The sequence below is a fragment of the Nocardia sp. NPDC005746 genome (genome assembly GCF_040630785.1).
In the GTDB taxonomy this organism is placed as follows: domain Bacteria; phylum Actinomycetota; class Actinomycetes; order Mycobacteriales; family Mycobacteriaceae; genus Nocardia.
This window is the reverse complement of sequence record NZ_JBEXYE010000025.1, coordinates 1-17374: the sequence shown is the minus strand read 5'-3', so window position 1 is coordinate 17374 and position 17374 is coordinate 1. Positions and strand designations below refer to the sequence as shown.

At 66.3% G+C, this 17374-nt stretch carries 13 protein-coding genes, 3 pseudogenes and 1 riboswitch; of the genes and pseudogenes, 9 read left to right on the top strand and 7 right to left on the bottom strand.

Annotated elements, in window-relative coordinates; genetic code table 11:
• Window positions 1-132 precede the first annotated feature (132 nt).
• On the bottom strand, window positions 133-633 hold the full coding sequence (locus ABZ412_RS31955; RefSeq protein WP_357287730.1) for a cupin domain-containing protein: 501 nt from the start codon (window positions 631-633) through the stop codon (window positions 133-135).
• Between the two features lie 71 nt (window positions 634-704).
• Here ABZ412_RS31955 and ABZ412_RS31950 point away from each other — a divergent pair, with 71 nt between their 5' ends.
• Window positions 705-1211: a MarR family transcriptional regulator gene (locus ABZ412_RS31950; protein ID WP_357287727.1), complete on the top strand. Its 507-nt coding sequence runs from the start codon at window positions 705-707 to the stop codon at window positions 1209-1211.
• Window positions 1212-1242: 31 nt separating this feature from the next.
• Here the strand turns inward: ABZ412_RS31950 and ABZ412_RS31945 are convergent, their stop codons facing one another.
• Window positions 1243-1809, bottom strand: a complete 567-nt coding sequence (locus ABZ412_RS31945; RefSeq protein WP_357082556.1) for a helix-turn-helix domain-containing protein — start codon at window positions 1807-1809, stop codon at window positions 1243-1245.
• A 202-nt stretch (window positions 1810-2011) separates the two neighbouring features.
• Entirely contained in the window at window positions 2012-4804 is a 2793-nt protein-coding gene (acnA, locus tag ABZ412_RS31940) for an aconitate hydratase AcnA (protein WP_357287724.1), read from the bottom strand.
• 182 nt (window positions 4805-4986) lie between these two features.
• Here acnA and ABZ412_RS31935 point away from each other — a divergent pair, with 182 nt between their 5' ends.
• A complete protein-coding gene (locus ABZ412_RS31935; protein ID WP_357287721.1) occupies window positions 4987-5529 on the top strand; it encodes a DUF6676 family protein in 543 nt (180 codons plus the stop codon).
• Between the two features lie 312 nt (window positions 5530-5841).
• Window positions 5842-7290 (top strand): NlpC/P60 family protein, encoded by a 1449-nt coding sequence (locus tag ABZ412_RS31930; protein ID WP_357287719.1) that lies wholly within the window; start codon window positions 5842-5844, stop codon window positions 7288-7290.
• 381 nt (window positions 7291-7671) lie between these two features.
• Here the strand turns inward: ABZ412_RS31930 and ABZ412_RS31925 are convergent.
• Window positions 7672-7906: pseudogene (locus tag ABZ412_RS31925) on the bottom strand (histidine kinase); the annotation flags it as partial.
• Between the two features lie 434 nt (window positions 7907-8340).
• On the opposite strand from ABZ412_RS31925, the pseudogene ABZ412_RS31920 reads away from it, so the two are divergent.
• Window positions 8341-8959 (top strand): annotated as a pseudogene (locus tag ABZ412_RS31920) (acyl-ACP desaturase).
• Window positions 8960-9510: 551 nt separating this feature from the next.
• Here the strand turns inward: ABZ412_RS31920 and ctaD are convergent.
• A complete protein-coding gene (gene ctaD, locus ABZ412_RS31915) occupies window positions 9511-11250 on the bottom strand; it encodes a cytochrome c oxidase subunit I (RefSeq protein WP_213555951.1) in 1740 nt (579 codons plus the stop codon).
• Between the two features lie 278 nt (window positions 11251-11528).
• Between ctaD and ABZ412_RS31910 the strand changes: the two genes are divergently transcribed.
• Together ABZ412_RS31910 and ABZ412_RS31905 are read left to right on the top strand one after the other, a co-directional pair.
• Entirely contained in the window at window positions 11529-12035 is a 507-nt protein-coding gene (locus tag ABZ412_RS31910; RefSeq protein WP_357287910.1) for a flavodoxin domain-containing protein, read from the top strand.
• A 56-nt stretch (window positions 12036-12091) separates the two neighbouring features.
• Window positions 12092-12373, top strand: coding sequence for a DUF2871 family protein (locus ABZ412_RS31905; RefSeq protein WP_357287717.1), 282 nt, complete (start codon window positions 12092-12094; stop codon window positions 12371-12373).
• A 170-nt stretch (window positions 12374-12543) separates the two neighbouring features.
• Here ABZ412_RS31905 and ABZ412_RS31900 read toward each other — a convergent pair whose 3' ends face one another.
• Window positions 12544-12723: a hypothetical protein gene (locus tag ABZ412_RS31900; RefSeq protein ID WP_357287714.1), complete on the bottom strand. Its 180-nt coding sequence runs from the start codon at window positions 12721-12723 to the stop codon at window positions 12544-12546.
• Between the two features lie 324 nt (window positions 12724-13047).
• Window positions 13048-13219: riboswitch (M-box (ykoK) riboswitch) on the bottom strand.
• 467 nt (window positions 13220-13686) lie between these two features.
• On the opposite strand from ABZ412_RS31900, the gene ABZ412_RS31895 reads away from it, so the two are divergent.
• Window positions 13687-14403, top strand: coding sequence for a VIT family protein (locus ABZ412_RS31895; protein ID WP_357287711.1), 717 nt, complete (start codon window positions 13687-13689; stop codon window positions 14401-14403).
• A 100-nt stretch (window positions 14404-14503) separates the two neighbouring features.
• Here ABZ412_RS31895 and ABZ412_RS31890 read toward each other — a convergent pair whose 3' ends face one another.
• Entirely contained in the window at window positions 14504-15706 is a 1203-nt protein-coding gene (locus tag ABZ412_RS31890) for a Rieske 2Fe-2S domain-containing protein (RefSeq protein ID WP_357287709.1), read from the bottom strand.
• Between the two features lie 209 nt (window positions 15707-15915).
• Here ABZ412_RS31890 and hsaA point away from each other — a divergent pair, with 209 nt between their 5' ends.
• Window positions 15916-17079, top strand: coding sequence for a 3-hydroxy-9,10-secoandrosta-1,3,5(10)-triene-9,17-dione monooxygenase oxygenase subunit (hsaA, locus tag ABZ412_RS31885; protein ID WP_357287706.1), 1164 nt, complete (start codon window positions 15916-15918; stop codon window positions 17077-17079).
• A gap of 44 nt (window positions 17080-17123) precedes the next feature.
• Window positions 17124-17374, top strand: a pseudogene (locus ABZ412_RS31880) (2,3-dihydroxybiphenyl 1,2-dioxygenase); the annotation flags it as partial.

Below are 17374 nucleotides of genomic sequence, written 5' to 3'. Positions count from 1 at the left end.
TACGGCACATCCACCTCGGCGACTCCCGGGCTACCCGGTGGGCGGAATGCCCCGGCGGGTGTTGCGATCGGTTGCCGGTGAACCGCGCCGACGGGTCGGCGAATACGCGGCGCGGCAGGCGAACTCGCGTGTTCAGGCGCGGTTCGCGGTGCGCTCGGCCCACCACCGCGGAGCGTCGACGAAGTAGTTGTCGTACTCCTTCTGCGCCGCCTCGATGTCGGCCGGGGTGGTCTGCCCCAGCGCCAGCTGCTCCAGGAATCGGAAGTACCCGTGGCGCTCCACGCCCGGCATGAGGGCGATGAACAGGCGGGCCGAGGAGCCGGGGACCGCGCCGAAGGCGTGCGGCATGAACCGGGGGACCACCAGCGCCCCGCCCGCGCCGACGGTGACGATCTCGTCCCCGGCCATGACCTGGAGTTCGCCGTCCGCGACGAAGAACAGCTCGTCGGAGAGTGTGTGATAGTGCGGCGCGGCCCCGTCGGCGCCCTCGGCCAGCGTCACCTCGACGGTGCTGACCGACCCGCCCGCCTCCTCGGAGTCGATGAGCAGTCGCACCGAGGCGGGCTGCCCCGCGCCGATGATCTCGGAGTCCTCGGGGCAGCGGATGGCGGCGGGGCGGGAAGCGGCGTTCATGACAAGCTCCGAATCATTCGGTGATTGATAATTCGCTACCGAACTATATGGCATCGAATAGAGTGTTGTCCATGGGTGAGAACGCGACCGACGCCGTGGACACCATCGCGGCACAGTGGCGGCGGGAACGGCCGGACCTGGACGGCGAGGCCATGGAGATCATCGGCCGCCTGGGCAAACTGGCCGCGGTCGCGGGCGCGAAGGTCGAAACGGTGTTCACCGCACACGGATTGCAACGCGGCGAGTTCGATGTGCTTGCGGCGCTGCGCCGTTCGGGGGAGCCCTACGAGCTCAACCCCTCCGCCCTGGCCGACACCCTGATGATGTCGCGCGCGGGCATGACCGGCCGACTCGACCGCTTGGAGCAGGCCGGTCTGGTGCGCCGCATCGCCGACGCGGGGGACCGGCGCGCCATCAAGGTGGCGCTCACCGACCGCGGCCTGCACCTGATCGACATCGTGGTCACCGACCACTTCGAGAACGAGACCCGCATCCTGTCGGTGTTGAGCGCCGCGGATCGCAAGGAACTCGACCGCATCTCGCGGCTACTGCTCGCCGATCTCGAACGCGAGGACTGACGAGCACCCGGGGCGAATTCGCCCCGGGTGATCACGCCTTGCGGCGGATGGAGGCCTCGACCAGATCGAGCACGGCTTCGAGATTGTTGCCCGCGTGCCCGGAGGCGATGCGGGCGATGAGGCCGTCGAGGACGAGGTCCAGGTAACCGAGCAGCACCTCGGTGGGGACGTCGTCGCGCAGCGCGCCCGCGGCCTTGCGGCGCTCCAGGCGGGCCACGGTGGCGGCGGTGAGCTCCTCGGACCGCTCTTCCCAATTGGCCCGGAACTCCGGGTCGTTGCGCAGGCGGCGGGCGATTTCGAGGCGGGTGCCCAGCCAGTCGAAATCCTCGGGGCGGGCGAGCATGTCGCGCATCACCTGGATCAGACCCTGATTGGCGGCGACCTCGGCCATGCGGCCCGCGTCCTCCTGGGCCAGCGCCAGGAACAGCGCGTCCTTGTCCCGGAAGTGGTGGAAGATCGCGCCCCGCGACAGACCGGTCGCTTCTTCGAGACGACGCACGGTGGCGCCCTCGTAGCCGAACTCGGCGAAGCAACTGCGGGCTCCGTCGAGGATCTGGCTGCGCCGGGCGGCGAGGTGGTCGTCTGACACCTTGGGCACTGGACTCCTCCGAAACGTGTTGTGCGGGTTCTCCTTATCGATCTTGCGACCAAATCGGAGAACCCGCACGAGCGACGAGCGAAGCGACCCGGTGGGGGGTCGCGTGGCGGGCCCCGGAGCTGCGCTTTCACGCGATTCCGGTGCCCGCCACCACGACTCGGTTTCGAAACAGCCCTTCGAGAACCGAGCTACATCGCAGTGACTAGCCGCGAATCATGTTGCGCAGCACGAACTGCAGGATGCCGCCGTTGCGGTAGTAGTCCGCCTCACCGGGGGTGTCGATGCGGACGACCGCGTCGAAGACGACCTTCTCGCCGTTCTCCTTGGTGGCGGTGACCTTCATGGTCTTCGGAGTCACACCCTCGTTCAGCTTGGTGATGCCCTCGATGTCGAAGGTCTCGGTGCCGTCCAGGCCCAGCGACGCGGCCGACTGGCCGGCCGGGAACTGCAGCGGCACAACGCCCATGCCGATCAGGTTCGAGCGGTGGATGCGCTCGAACGACTCGGTGATGACGGCCTTGACGCCCAGCAGGCTGGTGCCCTTGGCGGCCCAGTCACGCGAGGAACCCGAGCCGTACTCCTTGCCGCCCAGCACGACCAGCGGGATGCCCGCGGCCTGGTAGTTCTGCGAAGCGTCGTAGATGAAGGCCTGCGGGCCACCCGGCTGGGTGAAGTCGCGGGTGTAACCACCCGAGACGTCGTCCAGCAGCTGGTTGCGCAGACGGATGTTGGCGAAGGTGCCGCGGATCATCACCTCGTGGTTACCACGACGCGAGCCCAGCGAGTTGTAGTCCTTGCGCTCGACGCCGTTGGCGTCCAGGTACTGCGCGGCCGGGGTGCCCGGCTTGATCGGACCGGCGGGGGAGATGTGGTCGGTGGTGACCGAGTCGCCCAGCAGCGCCAGCACGCGCGCGCCCGTGATGTCCTGGACCGGAGCCGGCTCCATCGACATGCCGTCGAAGTACGGGGCCTTGCGGACGTAGGTCGAGGCCTCGTCCCACGCGAAGGTGTCGCCCTCGGGGGTGTCCAGACCCTGCCAGCGCTGGTCGCCGTCGAAGACGGTGGCGTAGGACTTGGTGAACATGTCCCGGCTGATCGCCGACTTGATGGTGTCGTCGATCTCCTGCGGCGACGGCCAGATGTCCTTCAGGAAGACGTCGTTGCCGTTCTGGTCCTGGCCCAGGGCGTCGGTCTCGAAGTCGAAGTCCATGGTGCCCGCGAGCGCGTACGCGATGACCAGCGGCGGGGAGGCCAGGTAGTTCATCTTCACGTCGGGGGAGATGCGACCCTCGAAGTTACGGTTACCCGAGAGCACCGCGGTGACCGAGAGGTCGTTGTCGTTGATCGCCTTGGAGATCTCCTCCGGCAGCGGACCGGTGTTGCCGATGCAGGTGGTGCAGCCGAAGCCACCCACGTAGAAGCCCAGCTTCTCGAGGTACGGCCACAGGCCGGCCTTCTCGTAGTAGTCGGCGACGACCTGCGAGCCCGGGGCCATGTTGGTCTTGACCCACGGCTTGGAGGCCAGGCCCTTCTCGACCGCGTTGCGGGCCAGCAGGGCCGCGCCCAGCATGACCGACGGGTTCGAGGTGTTGGTGCAGGAGGTGATGCCCGCGACCACGACGGCGCCGTGATCCAGCACGAAGTCACCGCGCTCCGGGTCCGAGACCTTGACCGGCTTGGACGGACGGCCCGCGCTGCCGTTGGCGGCGGTCGGGACGGCGGTCTCGTCGGTGGCGGTGCCGGGGGCGACCGGATCGCTGGCCGGGAAGGACTCCTCGATGGCCTCGTCCAGCGCGGTGTGCGGAACCGGGTCGTTGGTGTAGGTGCGGATGTCCTTGCGGAACGCGTCCTTGCTGTCCGACAGCAGGATCCGGTCCTGCGGGCGCTTCGGGCCGGCGATGGACGGCACCACGGTGCCCAGGTCCAGCTCCAGGTACTCCGAGTACGCGGGCTCGTTGTCCGCGTCGTGCCACAGGCCCTGCTCCTTGGCGTAGGCCTCGACGAGCGCGAGCTGCTCATCGCTGCGGCCGGTCAGGCGCAGGTAGTTGATGGTCTCGGCGTCGATCGGGAAGATCGCGGCGGTGGAGCCGAACTCGGGGCTCATGTTGCCCAGGGTGGCGCGGTTGGCCAGCGGCACCTCGGCGACGCCCTTGCCGTAGAACTCGACGAACTTGCCGACCACACCGTGCTTGCGCAGCATGTCGGTGACGGTGAGCACCACGTCGGTGGCGGTGACGCCCGGCTTGATCTCACCGGTCAGCTTGAAGCCGACGACGCGCGGGATCAGCATGGAGACCGGCTGGCCCAGCATGGCGGCCTCGGCCTCGATGCCACCGACGCCCCAGCCCAGCACGCCCAGGCCGTTGACCATGGTGGTGTGCGAGTCGGTGCCGACACAGGTGTCGGGGTAGGCCTGGCCGTTGCGGACCATGACGGTGGGGGCCAGGTACTCGATGTTGACCTGGTGCACGATGCCGACGCCCGGCGGGACGACCTTGAAGTCGTCGAAGGCGCCCTGGCCCCAGCGCAGGAACTGGTAGCGCTCGCCGTTGCGCTGGTACTCCAGGTCGACGTTGCGCTCGAGGGCGTCGGCGGTGCCGAACACGTCGAGGATGACCGAGTGGTCGATGACCATGTCGGCGGGGGACAGCGGGTTGACCTTGTTCGGGTCGCCGCCGAGGGTGGTGACGGCCTCACGCATGGTGGCCAGGTCGACGATGCAGGGCACGCCGGTGAAGTCCTGCATGATCACGCGGGCCGGGGTGAACTGGATCTCGGTGTCGGGCTCGGCCGACGGATCCCAGGCCGCGAGGGCGCGGATCTGGTCGGCGGTGATGTTCGCGCCGTCCTCGGTGCGAAGCAGGTTCTCCGCGAGGACCTTCAGGGCGTAGGGCAGCTTCTCGGTGCCGGGCACGGCCGAGAGACGGAAGATCTCATACGAGTTGCTTCCGACCTCGAGGGTGCCCTTGGCGCCGAAGGTATCGATACTCGTCACGTTCAGCTCCACTCGTCTGTGAATGGGAGGGCCAGCGGCGGGGCTGTGCCGATGGCCTCGTCGAGGCGCGGGCCTCGTCCGTTTTCCGACATTAACAGTACGCTTGTCCTGTGAGCACATCGGGGGCGGGAAGACCGTGGCGCGGTGAGGCGATCTGACAAGCCGTCCCGTACCCTGCGTTCGTGACCGTCTCGCACCCCTCGGTTTTCACGCCCGTGAAGGCGGAACTACCGCCGAACACCGACTTGAATAAGATCATCGCCGATCTCGACGACAACCATGTCGCCGCCCCCGAAGGACGCGACCAGGAGGCCCTCGCGGCCATCGCCGCCGAAGCGCGCGATCAGGGCATCAAGCTCGATATCGTTGTGGTGCCGGGCAATCCGGGGATCGAGGCGAACCTGCGCGACCTGGCCAACGAGGTCGGCAAGATCGAGCACGGCACCGTGGTGGTCTTCAGTGACGACTGGGTCGGCACCTTCAGCGATCAGTTCACCCGCGGGCGGCTCGAGCGCGCCGAGGACGGGGCCAAGTACCGCGGATCCGAGCACACCGCCGATGCCGCATGGGTTTTCGTGGATCGGCTGCAGCAGCCGGAGGCGGTGTCCTGGACGGTGATCACGCTGGTGCTGCTGGGTCTGCTGGTCGCGGGGATCGGCGGGCTGTACGTCGTGAAGTCGCGGCGGGCTCCGGAGGGGGCGCAGCCGCCGACTCCGGTGGGCTAGGGGTTCCGCTGCCGACGGCGACGGGGTCGCCGGGTGGGGTTCGGGTTCGTCCCGGGCCCCTTTTTCATTGCCCGAATCCGGGTGCGCGGTAAAGCAAACCGCCCGGTTCGTACGCGACACGCCCGATCCGTGACGCGTGTCGTGTCATGTGACGCATGGTGATCATGTGGTCTACCTGCAAATATGTGGCTACTGGCGAATTACATATTTGTGATTGTGGCGTGGCTGTTCAGAGCGGTTCATGACATGTCGTACGGTTTCGCGATGGCACGGCTGGGACGGATGTGCCGAATGAGACTCCAGGGAGGTGCGATGCGACGACCGGCGAAGCGGCGCGGACGTCCAGCGCGAGTCGCTACGGAGTTGCTCGTAGCGGTCGTCGTGCTGGCCTGTGGCATGGCCTCCGGGCACGCGGTCCCACCCCCACCCCCCAATCCCAGCGACGGCGACCTCAATGCGGCCGGCGCCCAGGTCGACGCCGGTGTCGGCGAAGTCGGCGCGCTCATCAACCAGGTCGCCACCGCCGAACAGCAGCTGCAACAGCTCGACGACGCCATCGCCGTGCGCCGTGAAGCGGTGAACAAGGCCCTGGTGGATCTGCAGATCGCCCGCGACGCCGCCGATGCCGCCGCCCAGACCGTGGTGCAGTGCCAGCAGGAACTCACCGACGCGGGCGCGAGAGTCGATACCGCGCACGGCAATTTCGACAAGTACGTCGCGCAGGTCTACATGCGTCCCGGCTCCACCTCGCTGATCAGCTACATGGCCGCGCCGAGCCCCGAGATCGCGCTCAACCGCGCCCAGATCCTGACCATCGCCTCCAAGAACCAGCAGCAGGTCGTCGACGGCCTCCGGCACGCCCAGGTCGATCAGGCCAACAAGACCTCCGCCGCCAAACAGGCCCAGCAGGCCGCCGACGCGGCCGCTGCCGCCGCCGACGCCAAGAAGGCCGACGCGCAGAACGCTGTCACCACCGCCCAGGCCGAATTCAACCAGCAGAACAACGTCCGCAACGGCCTTGTCTCCCAGCGTGACTCGGCCCAGCAGCGTTTGGACTCCGCCCGCGCCAATGTGGCCGGCCTGCAGAACCAGCGCGACGCTTTCGTCGCCTGGGATCAGCAGCGCAAAGCCGAGGAAGCCGCCGCCCAGGCCGCCGCTCGCGCCGCCGCGGTCGCCGCCGCGGCTCGCGTGGCCGCCGACCGCGCCGCCGCCGACCGCGCCGCCCAGGTCGGCCAGAGCCACCGCCCGCACAAGGTCCAGGACTCCTCCCCGCCCCCGCGCCGCCCCCAGCCCAACCGTTCGGACACGCAGACCACCCGTCCCAGCGGCGGCTCCCGCTCCGAACTCATCGAAACCGTCGTCGACCGCGCCATGTCCCAGCTCGGCGTCGTCTACGCCTGGGGCGGCGGCGACGAGGACGGCCCCACCCTCGGCATCCGCGACGGCGGCACCGCCGACAGCTACGGCGACTACAACAAGACCGGCTTCGACTGCTCCGGCCTCATGATCTACGCCTTCGCCGGCGTGGGCGTCTCCCTCCCGCACTACTCCGGCTACCAATACACCATGGGCACAAGGGTTCCCGTCTCCGAACGAGCCCGCGGCGACATGCTCTTCTGGGGCGCCGGCGGCTCCCAGCACGTAGCCCTCTACATCGGCAACAACAAGATGGTCGAGGCTCCCCAATCCGGCGACGTCGTCAAGGTCTCCGCGGTCCGCGAAGACGGCATCATGCCCTACGCCGTCCGCATCATCTCCTGACCCGACGTGCCGCCGCCGGCGATCTCTGTCGTGGTCAGCTCATGCGATCCCCGGGTAGGGCCGGAAGTCCCTGCGCAGGACCTGACCCCGCACGATCACGATGTCGAATCCTGGGTCCGCGCGGCCGTCAGGGATGAATCGGAATGGTGTGCGGTGCGTGCAGTTTCAGAGCCTGTGCGATGGAATCCGTGAAGGCGCTGATGGCGGTCCAATCCCGTAGGTCGCCGTAGCGACCGCCGCCGAGCAGGCGGTAGAGGACACGTGCGCCGAGAGAGACGCCGGCAACCTGTACCTGACGGAGAAGGCCGGCGGGCAACCGTTCACCGCGGACGACGATCTCGCCGCCCGGGGCGGGACCGTCGAGGTCGCCGACGCCGAGCGCGCACCGGACCGGGCATCGACCAGACTGATCGCGGTGTGCACGATGGTGCGCAGTCTGATCCAAGTCCAGCCCCGATGTGACCGCCAGCATGGCTTCGACCAGGCCGTCCATGTGATCACGGGCGTCGATGATTTTCTCGACCCTGTCCTTGACCTCTACGTGCAATTCCCGGAGTCGCAGCTGGGAGAGAGTGCCGCGCACCGAACAGGAGCCGTGCTGGGGCTCAACGGTCACATCTTCTTCCTGTTGGCGGAGTCCGCGCACGATCCGTCCGTTACGGCCTGCCCCCGAGTCTATCCGGGGGCGTGGTGAGAGCCGATCACGGCGAGTCGCCGTGTGCGATCACCTCGCGGCCTGCACGGACAGTACGTGGTCCAGCAGCACGCGCCCACGGACGGTGAAGGTCCGGACGAGGATCATCGAAAACAGGTGGCCCCCTGAGTAAGTGGCGTGAGGATCAGGCCCTTCAGGGTGCGCGGCGGGCGCGAGTGCGAAGGCCCTCCTCAGGGGGCCTTTCGGCCCTATTTCCAGGCAGGGACGCCGTCGATCCTGTTCTAGTCATTGGTGATGCGTGTCGAGAGCGCAGGAGGGCGCGGCCGATGTTGCGGGTCTTGGAGGCTTGGTCGTCGGTGGACTACCCCGACGTCGTGCTGTTCGCCAGCGGCAAGGTGCCGGTACTCGAGGGTGAACTCGAGCCCGTCGCGGGGCAAGCCTTGGATCGGCACCTGTCGATGGCGAAGGACTGGCATCCCCACGACTATGTGCCTTGGGACGAGGGGCGTAACTTCCCGCTCTTGGGCGGAATCGATTGGGAGCCAGAACAATCTCAGCTGTTCGATGTCGCGAAGGCAGCCTTGGTGACCAACCTGCTCACCGAGGACAACCTGCCCTCCTACCATCGCGAGATCGCCGAGAACTTCTCCCGCGACGGCGCGTGGGGCACCTGGGTCGGGCGGTGGACCGCAGAGGAGGCGCGCCACAGCATTGTGCTGCGCGACCCTGATCATCGAGAACTTCCGCATGCCCGGCATGGGCATGCCCAACTTCCGCCGCAACGGCGTGCTGATGGCCAAACACGGCGTCTACGACCTGCGAATCCATCTCGAAGAAGTCCTTCAGCCTGTGCTACGGCAATGGAATCTCTTCGAGCGCAACGATTTCGGTCGGATCGGTGAACAAGCCCGGGATCGGCTCGTGGTGTTTCTCGAGAACCTCGAAAGGGTCCAGATTCCGCGTTTCGAAGAACAGCGCGACCGGGCCCTGGCGCGCGAGCGGGCGCGGGTCTGATCGAATCGCACTGGGTGACGGGTGTGCGCCCGCGCCCAGTGCGGACCCGTAGTCCGGGCGTTGGTGGTCGGTTTCCACACCGAGGGAGCGGTGCCAGGCGAAAACGCACGGAATAGCCGAAAGCCGGGTCCGGCGACAACCGGACCCGGCTTCGTGTACGTCGGCCTCGGGGCGGAGACTTTCTCCGCTGCGGTAACGGCGTGATTCGATCCGAGCCGACGTAGCTCTATCTTCCTTCTCGTCTTTCGGGGCAAAGTCCCACCGGCACGGCGCGGAAGCTGCCTGCCGCACCGGGGTGCGGATGGCCAGGGGGACAGCCGATCCGCACGTTCGGCATCAGGGTTAGCGTTGCTCCTCGGCGGTGCACCGCGTGCCCGGACAAATATGTGTCACAGTCGATTCGGAGGGTGTATTCGGCTTGCCGGCCGTGTCGAAGTCCGCGAGGTGGGACAAGCAGATCACTCCGGCGATCACTACGATCGCCGTCAGTACGACAATCAGCCCGTGGGGAAGGTGTGGTACATGGAAGGTCTGCGTCTGTTGTCGGCGGGTCATTTCGTTGCCACCAGTCCGGTTTCGGCGACCTCGTGCGCCTTGGCGCCCCAGCCCACGTGGGCTTCGGCGCGCATGCGATCGACCATGTGCGGGTAGTGCAGCTCGAAAGCCGGTCGCTCCGAACGGATTCGGGGCAGCTCATGGAAGTTGTGCCGCGGCGGCGGGCAGGAGGTCGCCCACTCCAGGGAGTTGCCGTAGCCCCACGGGTCGTCCACGGTCACGACCTCGCCGTAGCGGTAGGACTTGAAGACGTTCCAGATGAACGGCAGCATCGACGCGCCCAGGAGGAACGATCCGATGGTGGAAATGGTGTTGAGCGTGGTGAATCCGTCGCTGGGCAGGTAGTCGGCGTAGCGGCGGGGCATGCCCATGTTGCCGAGCCAGTGCTGGGCCAGGAAGGTCAGGTGGAAGCCGAGGAACGTGGTCCAGAAGTGCCACTTGGCAAGTCGCTCGTTCATCATGCGGCCGGTGATCTTGGGGAACCAGAAGTAGATGCCGGCGAAGGTGGCGAACACGACTGTGCCGAACAGCGTGTAGTGGAAGTGCGCGACCACGAAGTAGGTATCGGAGATGTGGAAGTCCAGTGGCGGGCTGGCCAGTAGGACACCGGTCAAGCCGCCGAAGAGGAAGGTCACCAGGAATCCGAGCGAGAACAGCATCGGCGATTCGAAGGTCAGCTGTCCCTTCCAGAGGGTGCCGATCCAGTTGAAGAACTTCACACCGGTCGGGACCGCGATGAGGAAGGTCATGAACGAGAAGTACGGCAGCAGCACCGCGCCGGTGGCGTACATGTGGTGCGCCCACACCGCGATCGACAGTGCGGCGATGCCGAGTGTCGCGTAGACCATGCCGGTGTAGCCGAAGATCGGTTTGCGGCTGAAGACCGGGAGGATCTCGGAGACGATGCCGAAGAACGGCAAGGCGATGACATACACCTCGGGGTGGCCGAAGTACCAGAACAAGTGCTGGAACAGCATCACACCGCCGCTGGCGGGATCGTAGATGTGCCCGCCCAGATGCCGGTCGTAGAACAGTGCCAGCGCCGCGGCGGTTAGCAGCGGGAACACCAGCAGGATAAGGAAACTCGCCACCACCACGTTCCAGGTGAAGATGGGGAGCCGGAACATGGTCATGCCGGGGCAGCGCAGGCAGACCACCGTCGTGAGCATGTTGACCGCACCGAGAATCGTGCCCAGGCCCGAGACGCCTACCCCGAGGATCCATAGATCCGCGCCGACGCCGGGGGAGTGGATGATGTCGGACAAGGGCACATAGGCGGTCCAGCCGAAGTCGGCCGCGCCGCCGGGCGTGATGAATCCGGCGGTCGCCATGGTCGCGCCGAATGCATAGAGCCAGTAGCTCAGGGCGTTCAATCGTGGGAAGGCGACGTCCGGTGCGCCGATCTGCAAGGGCAGCAGGATGTTCGCGAATCCGAAGATGATGGCGGTCGCGTAGAACAGCAGCATGATGGTGCCGTGCATGGTGAACAGTTGGTTGAACTGCTCGGGTGACAGGAACTGCATTCCGGGTCGCGCCAGTTCGGCGCGCATCAGCAACGCCATCAGGCCCGCGATCATGAAGAACGCCATCGAGGTCACCAGATACATGGTGCCGAGCACCTTGGGGTCGGTGGTCGTGATCAGCTTGTAGGCGAACGAGCCACGCTGTCCGCGTCGGGCTGGGTATGGGCGTGTAACTGCCACGGGTAGTTCAGGTTTCGGTGATACCGCGGTCACCAGCATCCTCCTTGCATACGTCTTATGGCTACCGCAAAGTAATCAACTACGCGCTGTCGGAGATAGGGTCGGAATTCGCCTCCTGACCTTCGCCAGTGGATCGGGGACTTTCGTCCCGAGCGGTGACGGCGATCGGCCCGGGACCCTTCCCATGCGCCTCCGCTATCGACGGGACAACGGATTACCGTGGTCCCACGGGCAGGGGCAGAATTCCTCTGCCGAGAGTCGGCGCACGGTCCGCAGGCTGGCGGGCATGGGTATGGGTGCGGCGGTTGGCCGTGGTCTATGCGACGGGGCAGGGGACGACGAAGGAAGTCGCCGAAGTCATCGGCAAGGGACTCGAATCCTCCGACACGGTGGTGGAGGTGGTGGCGATCGGTCACCGGGTGCCGGACCTGAGCGGGTTCGACACGGTGGTGCTGGGCAGTCCGGTGTATCACGAGGCGTTGCTGAAGTCCTTCGTCGTCTTCGCCTGTCAGCGGCTGGAACAGCTGGCGAAACCGGATGTGTGGCTTTTCGGCATCGGTATGGCTCCGGCGCTGACGGGTCCGGTCGGTCGACGAGTGGCGCGTGCGGTGCCGAAAGAGATTGCGATCGTGCGGGATGCGCTGGCGTACGCGGCTACCGGGCATTCGCGGGACGCTACGAGCGCGCCGGGCTCCCAATACGCGCCAGGCTGCGCTACTTCCTGTTGGGCGGACGGCGCTACGGCAACTTGCGGGACTGGAACGCCATCTCCTCGTGGGCCGCGGAGATCGCCGCGGATTCCGCGCGCCGGGCCGTGAACGTCTGACGCGCGGTGCCGCTGTTGTGCGATGCGGCGGCTTCCGGCCTGGACGAGATGACCGAGCATGCACATCGTCTCAGCGATGCTCTGCGGATCGGGTTCTGGAACACCACCCTCGGACTTGTTCTCACGGTGGCCATGATGGTGGTCCACGGCTCACTCACGGTCCTGGGACACGCTGCCGGCCCCGCGATCTCGGGCGTTTCCGGCCTGGGGCACTACAGTGACGCGATCCTGGCCACCACCTTGAAGCCGACCCGAGCTGTAAAGATTGTTCTCCTGCCATGGTTTCGAATCCTGCTGGTGGTCAGGGCTATTCAGCTCAGCCGAGGCTGATTCGGCCTCATCCCGGCCGCGGTGTGGGCACACTCGCGGCAGAGCATGCCGACACCGCGGACGAGCACAGGGCCGGGCCATCCGGTGATGGACTGGAAGGTCTTGACGCCGACCAGGACCACGGCGAGCCGCAGGTAGCCGCGCAGCGCGGGCCCGCGACCGCGAGGGGCCTACGCGTGGTAGGGGTGACCGCCCAGGGAGGCGGTGTAGGCCGCGACCGGGGGGCGAGCGATACGCAGGTTGGCCCGCTCGGACTCGGTCAGGGTGTGGCGGGCGCGAACTCGGCGCGCTGAGTCCCCGAGCACCGACAGCACGGTCAGCGGGGTACGGGGGAATGCGATGACGGCCATGATGAAACTCTTTTCGGAGAATCGGCCTACCACGGAATCTCCGAATGCCACCAGAATTCTCGAATACCCGTCGGCCCCTGATTCAGGGCACACGAAATCAAACGGTCGCCGAATCGGCCGACGAACGATAAGAGAAATCAGGAAGCGCTCAGTACGCGGCAAGCCGGGAACGACAATGGTTTTCGAACCGGACTCGGATACGGACTATCGCCGGAACTCAATTCGTCCCTCACCTCCTTGCCGCCAGGACGCACGCGCGCGTCGACCACACCAACCGGTGCCGCACCAAGCGAAGGGGAAACAACATCGCGACCAGCGACGTTGTGGGCACCCCTCTCGTCAGAGCTTCGGCACTGCACGACGTATCCCATTGTGCGGGAAGCCACTTCGGATCACCCCTTAATCCGGGGAGATCTGTCCTAACCCTGGGCGTCTCTCGACGTCGTCGGATCAGTGGCCTGTATTCGTACAGGAGCCTCGCCTAGCGAGGTGCAGACAGACCAATATTGAGCCCCGAAACGCCTCGAGTCAAATCTGGGCGCGGCTGTGACGGATGTCATTGCTGGAAATCAGATTCCGTGCACGCGTTTTCGCCCAGGTGTATTCGCGCGGAGGTGCGATACGGGCATACCGGGAGCCATGCCGGACATGTCGGTGAACTGGGCCGCCGAACACCACCGCGTGCACGCGCTGCTGGCGCACCCCCGACGACAACAGCGCTGGAACAGCATTATCGAGCCGGTCGCGCGACCTCATCCTCCGCCGCCATTTGCAGCGCCGAGACCGGTGAGGAGCTGGCGGCCGAGTGGATGCCGAGCCGTTCAAAGTGGTTCGGAAAGCCTTGCCATACTGGGTAATTGATGCCAAGGGTGCCCTGAGATTGGTGAGGCTGCCATTGCTGGCGGACGGGTCCGCCGGGCCCCTATTCTCTGCGATGTGCGTACGGATTCAGAGAAAGCTGCATTGGACAATAGCGGTTTGCACGCGTGGGAGCCGCACAGTGCGGGGTTATCGTCCCGGTTGAATTGGCTGCGGGCCGCGGTGCTCGGCGCCAACGACGGCATTGTGTCGGTATCCGGCATCGTTGTCGGCGTAGCGGCGGCGACCACCGAGACCGGACCTGTCGTCACCGCTGGTATCGCGGGTCTGGCCGCGGGTGCGGTGGCGATGGCCCTCGGTGAGTACGTTTCGGTCAGTTCGCAGCGTGACAGTGAGCAGGCGCTGCTGGCAAAAGAGCGTCGTGAACTGCTCGAGAGCCCGGAGGAGGAACTGGCCGAGCTTGCCGCCATCTATCGCAATAAGGGCCTGTCCCCGGCCACTGCGCAGACCGTCGCCGAAGAGCTGACCGCGCATGATGCCTTCGCCGCGCATGTCGACGCCGAATTGGGGATCGACCCGGATGAGCTGACCAACCCGCGGCATGCGGCGCTGGCGTCCGCAGTCGCATTCACCATGGGTGCTCTGCTTCCGCTGCTCGCGGTCATGCTGACACCGGCGTCGGTGCGAATCCCCGTCACGTTCGGCGCGGTCCTGCTCGCACTCGCGCTGACCGGGAACCTCAGCGCGTACCTGAGCGGGGCCGGCCATGCTCGCACGGTCGCCCGAATTGTCATCGGTGGCGCCCTGGCGATGGCCGTCACCTACGGCATCGGTCACCTCGCCGGGGTCGCGGGAATCTGATCGCGGGAGCCCGTATTCGGCAACCGAAGTCGCGGCACGGGCAGCGGCTCGACCCGCAGAAACCGGCACGGCCGCGACATGGATCGTGGCCGGGCGCTCCTCACGCTTCCGTTGACGGGCCGGCGGGAACGGATTCCCGCGTTGAGCGCAGATTCTCGGCGACCTCGGCCTCCCAGACCTCATTGGCCCTGGTCGTGTCGACTTCGAATTCGAAGCGCTGCACCGACTTCGGGTCGACGTCGGCGACGTCCACGTAGAACTGCTCGTACCAGCGGCGCAGCTGGTAGACCGGGCCGTCCTCGTCGCACAGCAGCGGGTTCTCGATCTTGGACTTGTGCTTCCAGATCTCCACGTCCTGCAGGAAGCCGGCGGCTATGCCCTCGGTCATCTTGGCGGCGAGCTGCCCCGCGGCCTCGTCCGGGAGGCCGCGGGGCTTTTCGATGCTGATGCCGTACTGCAGGACGAACGAGTCCTGGGTGACCGGGTAGTGGCAGTTGATCAGGACACTGCTCACCTCGAAGCCGCCGTAGCTGTTGAGCAGCGGATTGATCATGTAGGACGGACCGTAATACGAGGCCTGCGAGGTCAGCAGCGTCTCGCCTCCGTACTTGGCCCCGGCCAAGACATCGGGGCGGCCCTTGGTCTCCAGATACTGCGTGGCGACCTCGCCTTCGAAGACGTTCTTGAAGAAGGTCGGGAAGGCGTAGTGGATGTAGAAGAAGTGGGCCATGTCCACGATGTTGTCGATGATCTCACGGCAGTTGGAGCCCTCGATCAGGATCGAGTTCCAGATCCACGGCGTCCACGTGGGATTCAGCTCGGCGAGGGCGCGGCCGTCGGCGTCGATGTAGGCCCCCGGCGCGTGCGGGATGGTCACTCCGGGCGCGGGCGGGTTGCCCTCATGGTCATGCCAGACGAACAGCTGCCCGTTGCGTTCCATGGCGAGCCACGACCGGGTGCGGGCCAATGGGGGTATACGCCGCGCGTACGGAATGTCCTTGCACTTGCCGTCGCCACCCCAGCTCCAGTCGTGGAAAGGGCAGGCGACATTGTCGCCCTTGACCTTTCCCATGGAGAGGTCCCCTCCGAGGTGCCGGCAGTAGGCGTCGAGTACCTTCAGCTCACCCGTGCTGTCGGCCCAGACGACCAGCTTGCCGCCGAAGGCGTTGACCGCGTGCGGTTCACCGTCGCGGAAGGTTTCGGCGAGGCCGAGACAGTGCCAGCCTCGGGCGTACCGGTTCGGCATCGAGCCCACGTCGATTTCGCGGACTTTCCTGCCGCGGCCCTGGGGGATTGTCACCATCACTCACTCCTCGACACGGTGGAACCTGTTGCAGAACGGTGACAGCTTGAGGTATGTCGCGACCGCTGGGCAATGGTCAAAAGTCCATTCTTTAGGGCTTTTAATCCACTACCGCCACAGCACCCCATGCTCAATATTCACTAGAACTAGTTCTAGTTGTGTGGTGGTCGGGGTCGCCCGTCACCCGATAGTCAGGAGCATCCCGCGAGATGACCCAGGAAATCATCGGCCGCGTCGAGGCCTTGCTGCCGAGCCTGCGTGAACGCGCCCAGCAGACCGAGGACTTGCGGCGCATCCCCGACGAATCGATCAAGGACCTGCAGGAGACCGGGTTCTTCACCCTCGTGCAGCCCCGTCAATGGGGTGGCCGGGCAGCGGATCCGGTCGTCTTCTACGACACCGTCCGCAGGATCTCCGGTGCGTGCGGCTCGACCGGTTGGGTGGCCGGCATCCTCGGCATTCACAATTGGCATCTGGCCTTGTTCGACCAGCGTGCACAGCAGGATGTGTGGGGCGAGGACCCCAATGTCCGGGTGGCGTCCTCTTACGCGCCCATGGGGGCGGGCACGGTAGTCGAGGGCGGCTACCTCGTGAACGGTTCGTGGGCTTGGTCGTCGGGTTGTGATCACGCCGACTGGGTTTTCGTCGGTGGCCCGGTCATCAAGGACGGCAAGCCCGTCGACTTCGGCAGCTTCCTCATTCCCCGCGGTGACTACCGCATCGACGATGTGTGGAATGTGGTCGGCCTGCGTGGCACCGGGTCCAACACGGTCGTGGTCGAGAACGTCTTCGTTCCCGCGCACCGCTTCCTCAGCTTCAAGACGATGGGCGAGGCGAAAGCGCCCGGCCTGGAGCACAATACCGACCCGGTGTACCGGATGCCTTGGGGCACGATCCATCCCACCACGATCTCCAGTCCGATCGTCGGCATGGCATACGGGGCGTTGGATGCGCATATCGAGCATCAGGGCAAGCGTGTGCGTGCCGCCTACGCGGGGGAGCGGGCCAAGGACGATCCGTTCGGCAAGGTCCGGATTGCCGAAGCGGCCAGCGATATCGACGCCGCTTGGCGGCAGCTGTCGGGAAACGTGGCCGACGAGTACGCGTGCCTGGTCGCGGGGCGGGAGATTCCGTTCGCCCTGAGGGCCCGCGCTCGTCGCGATCAGGTGCGCGCCACCGGTCGCGCCGTTGCCTCCATCGATCGGCTCTTCGAGGCCGCGGGCGCGACCGCGCTGGAGAATGGCACAGTGCTGCAGCGGTTCTGGCGTGACGCGCACGCCGGGCGCGTGCATGCCGCCAACGACGCCGAGCGCGCCTACGTCATGTACGGCAACCACGCCTTCGGGCTGCCTACCGGCGACACGATGGTGTAGCGCGTGACGATGGTGCGATTCGATATCGAACGAGAGGGACGGCTATGAATATTAGAGCGCTCGGCTACGTGCGTATCGAGGCCACCGACATGGCGGCCTGGCGCGAGTACGGCCTCGAGGTGCTCGGCATGATGGAGGGCAGCGGGCTCAACCCCGACGCGCTCTACCTGCGCATGGACGACTTCGCGGCCCGCCTGGTGATCGTGCCCGGCGAGCAGGACCGCCTGCTGGTCTCCGGCTGGGAGGTCACCGACGCCAAGGGCCTGCAGGAGCTGCGCGAGAGCCTGGCCAAGGC

Excerpts from the sequence above, each read along its gene's own strand:
- ABZ412_RS31955 (WP_357287730.1), bottom strand. The coding sequence starts at position 633 with ATGAACGCCGCTTCCCGCCCCGCCGCCATCCGCTGCCCCGAGGACTCC.
- ABZ412_RS31950 (WP_357287727.1), top strand. The coding sequence starts at position 705 with ATGGGTGAGAACGCGACCGACGCCGTGGACACCATCGCGGCACAGTGG.
- ABZ412_RS31930 (WP_357287719.1), top strand. The coding sequence starts at position 5,842 with ATGCGACGACCGGCGAAGCGGCGCGGACGTCCAGCGCGAGTCGCTACG.
- ABZ412_RS31905 (WP_357287717.1), top strand. The coding sequence starts at position 12,092 with ATGACCGAGCATGCACATCGTCTCAGCGATGCTCTGCGGATCGGGTTC.
- ABZ412_RS31900 (WP_357287714.1), bottom strand. The coding sequence starts at position 12,723 with ATGGCCGTCATCGCATTCCCCCGTACCCCGCTGACCGTGCTGTCGGTG.
- ABZ412_RS31890 (WP_357287709.1), bottom strand. The coding sequence starts at position 15,706 with ATGGTGACAATCCCCCAGGGCCGCGGCAGGAAAGTCCGCGAAATCGAC.
- hsaA (WP_357287706.1), top strand. The coding sequence starts at position 15,916 with ATGACCCAGGAAATCATCGGCCGCGTCGAGGCCTTGCTGCCGAGCCTG.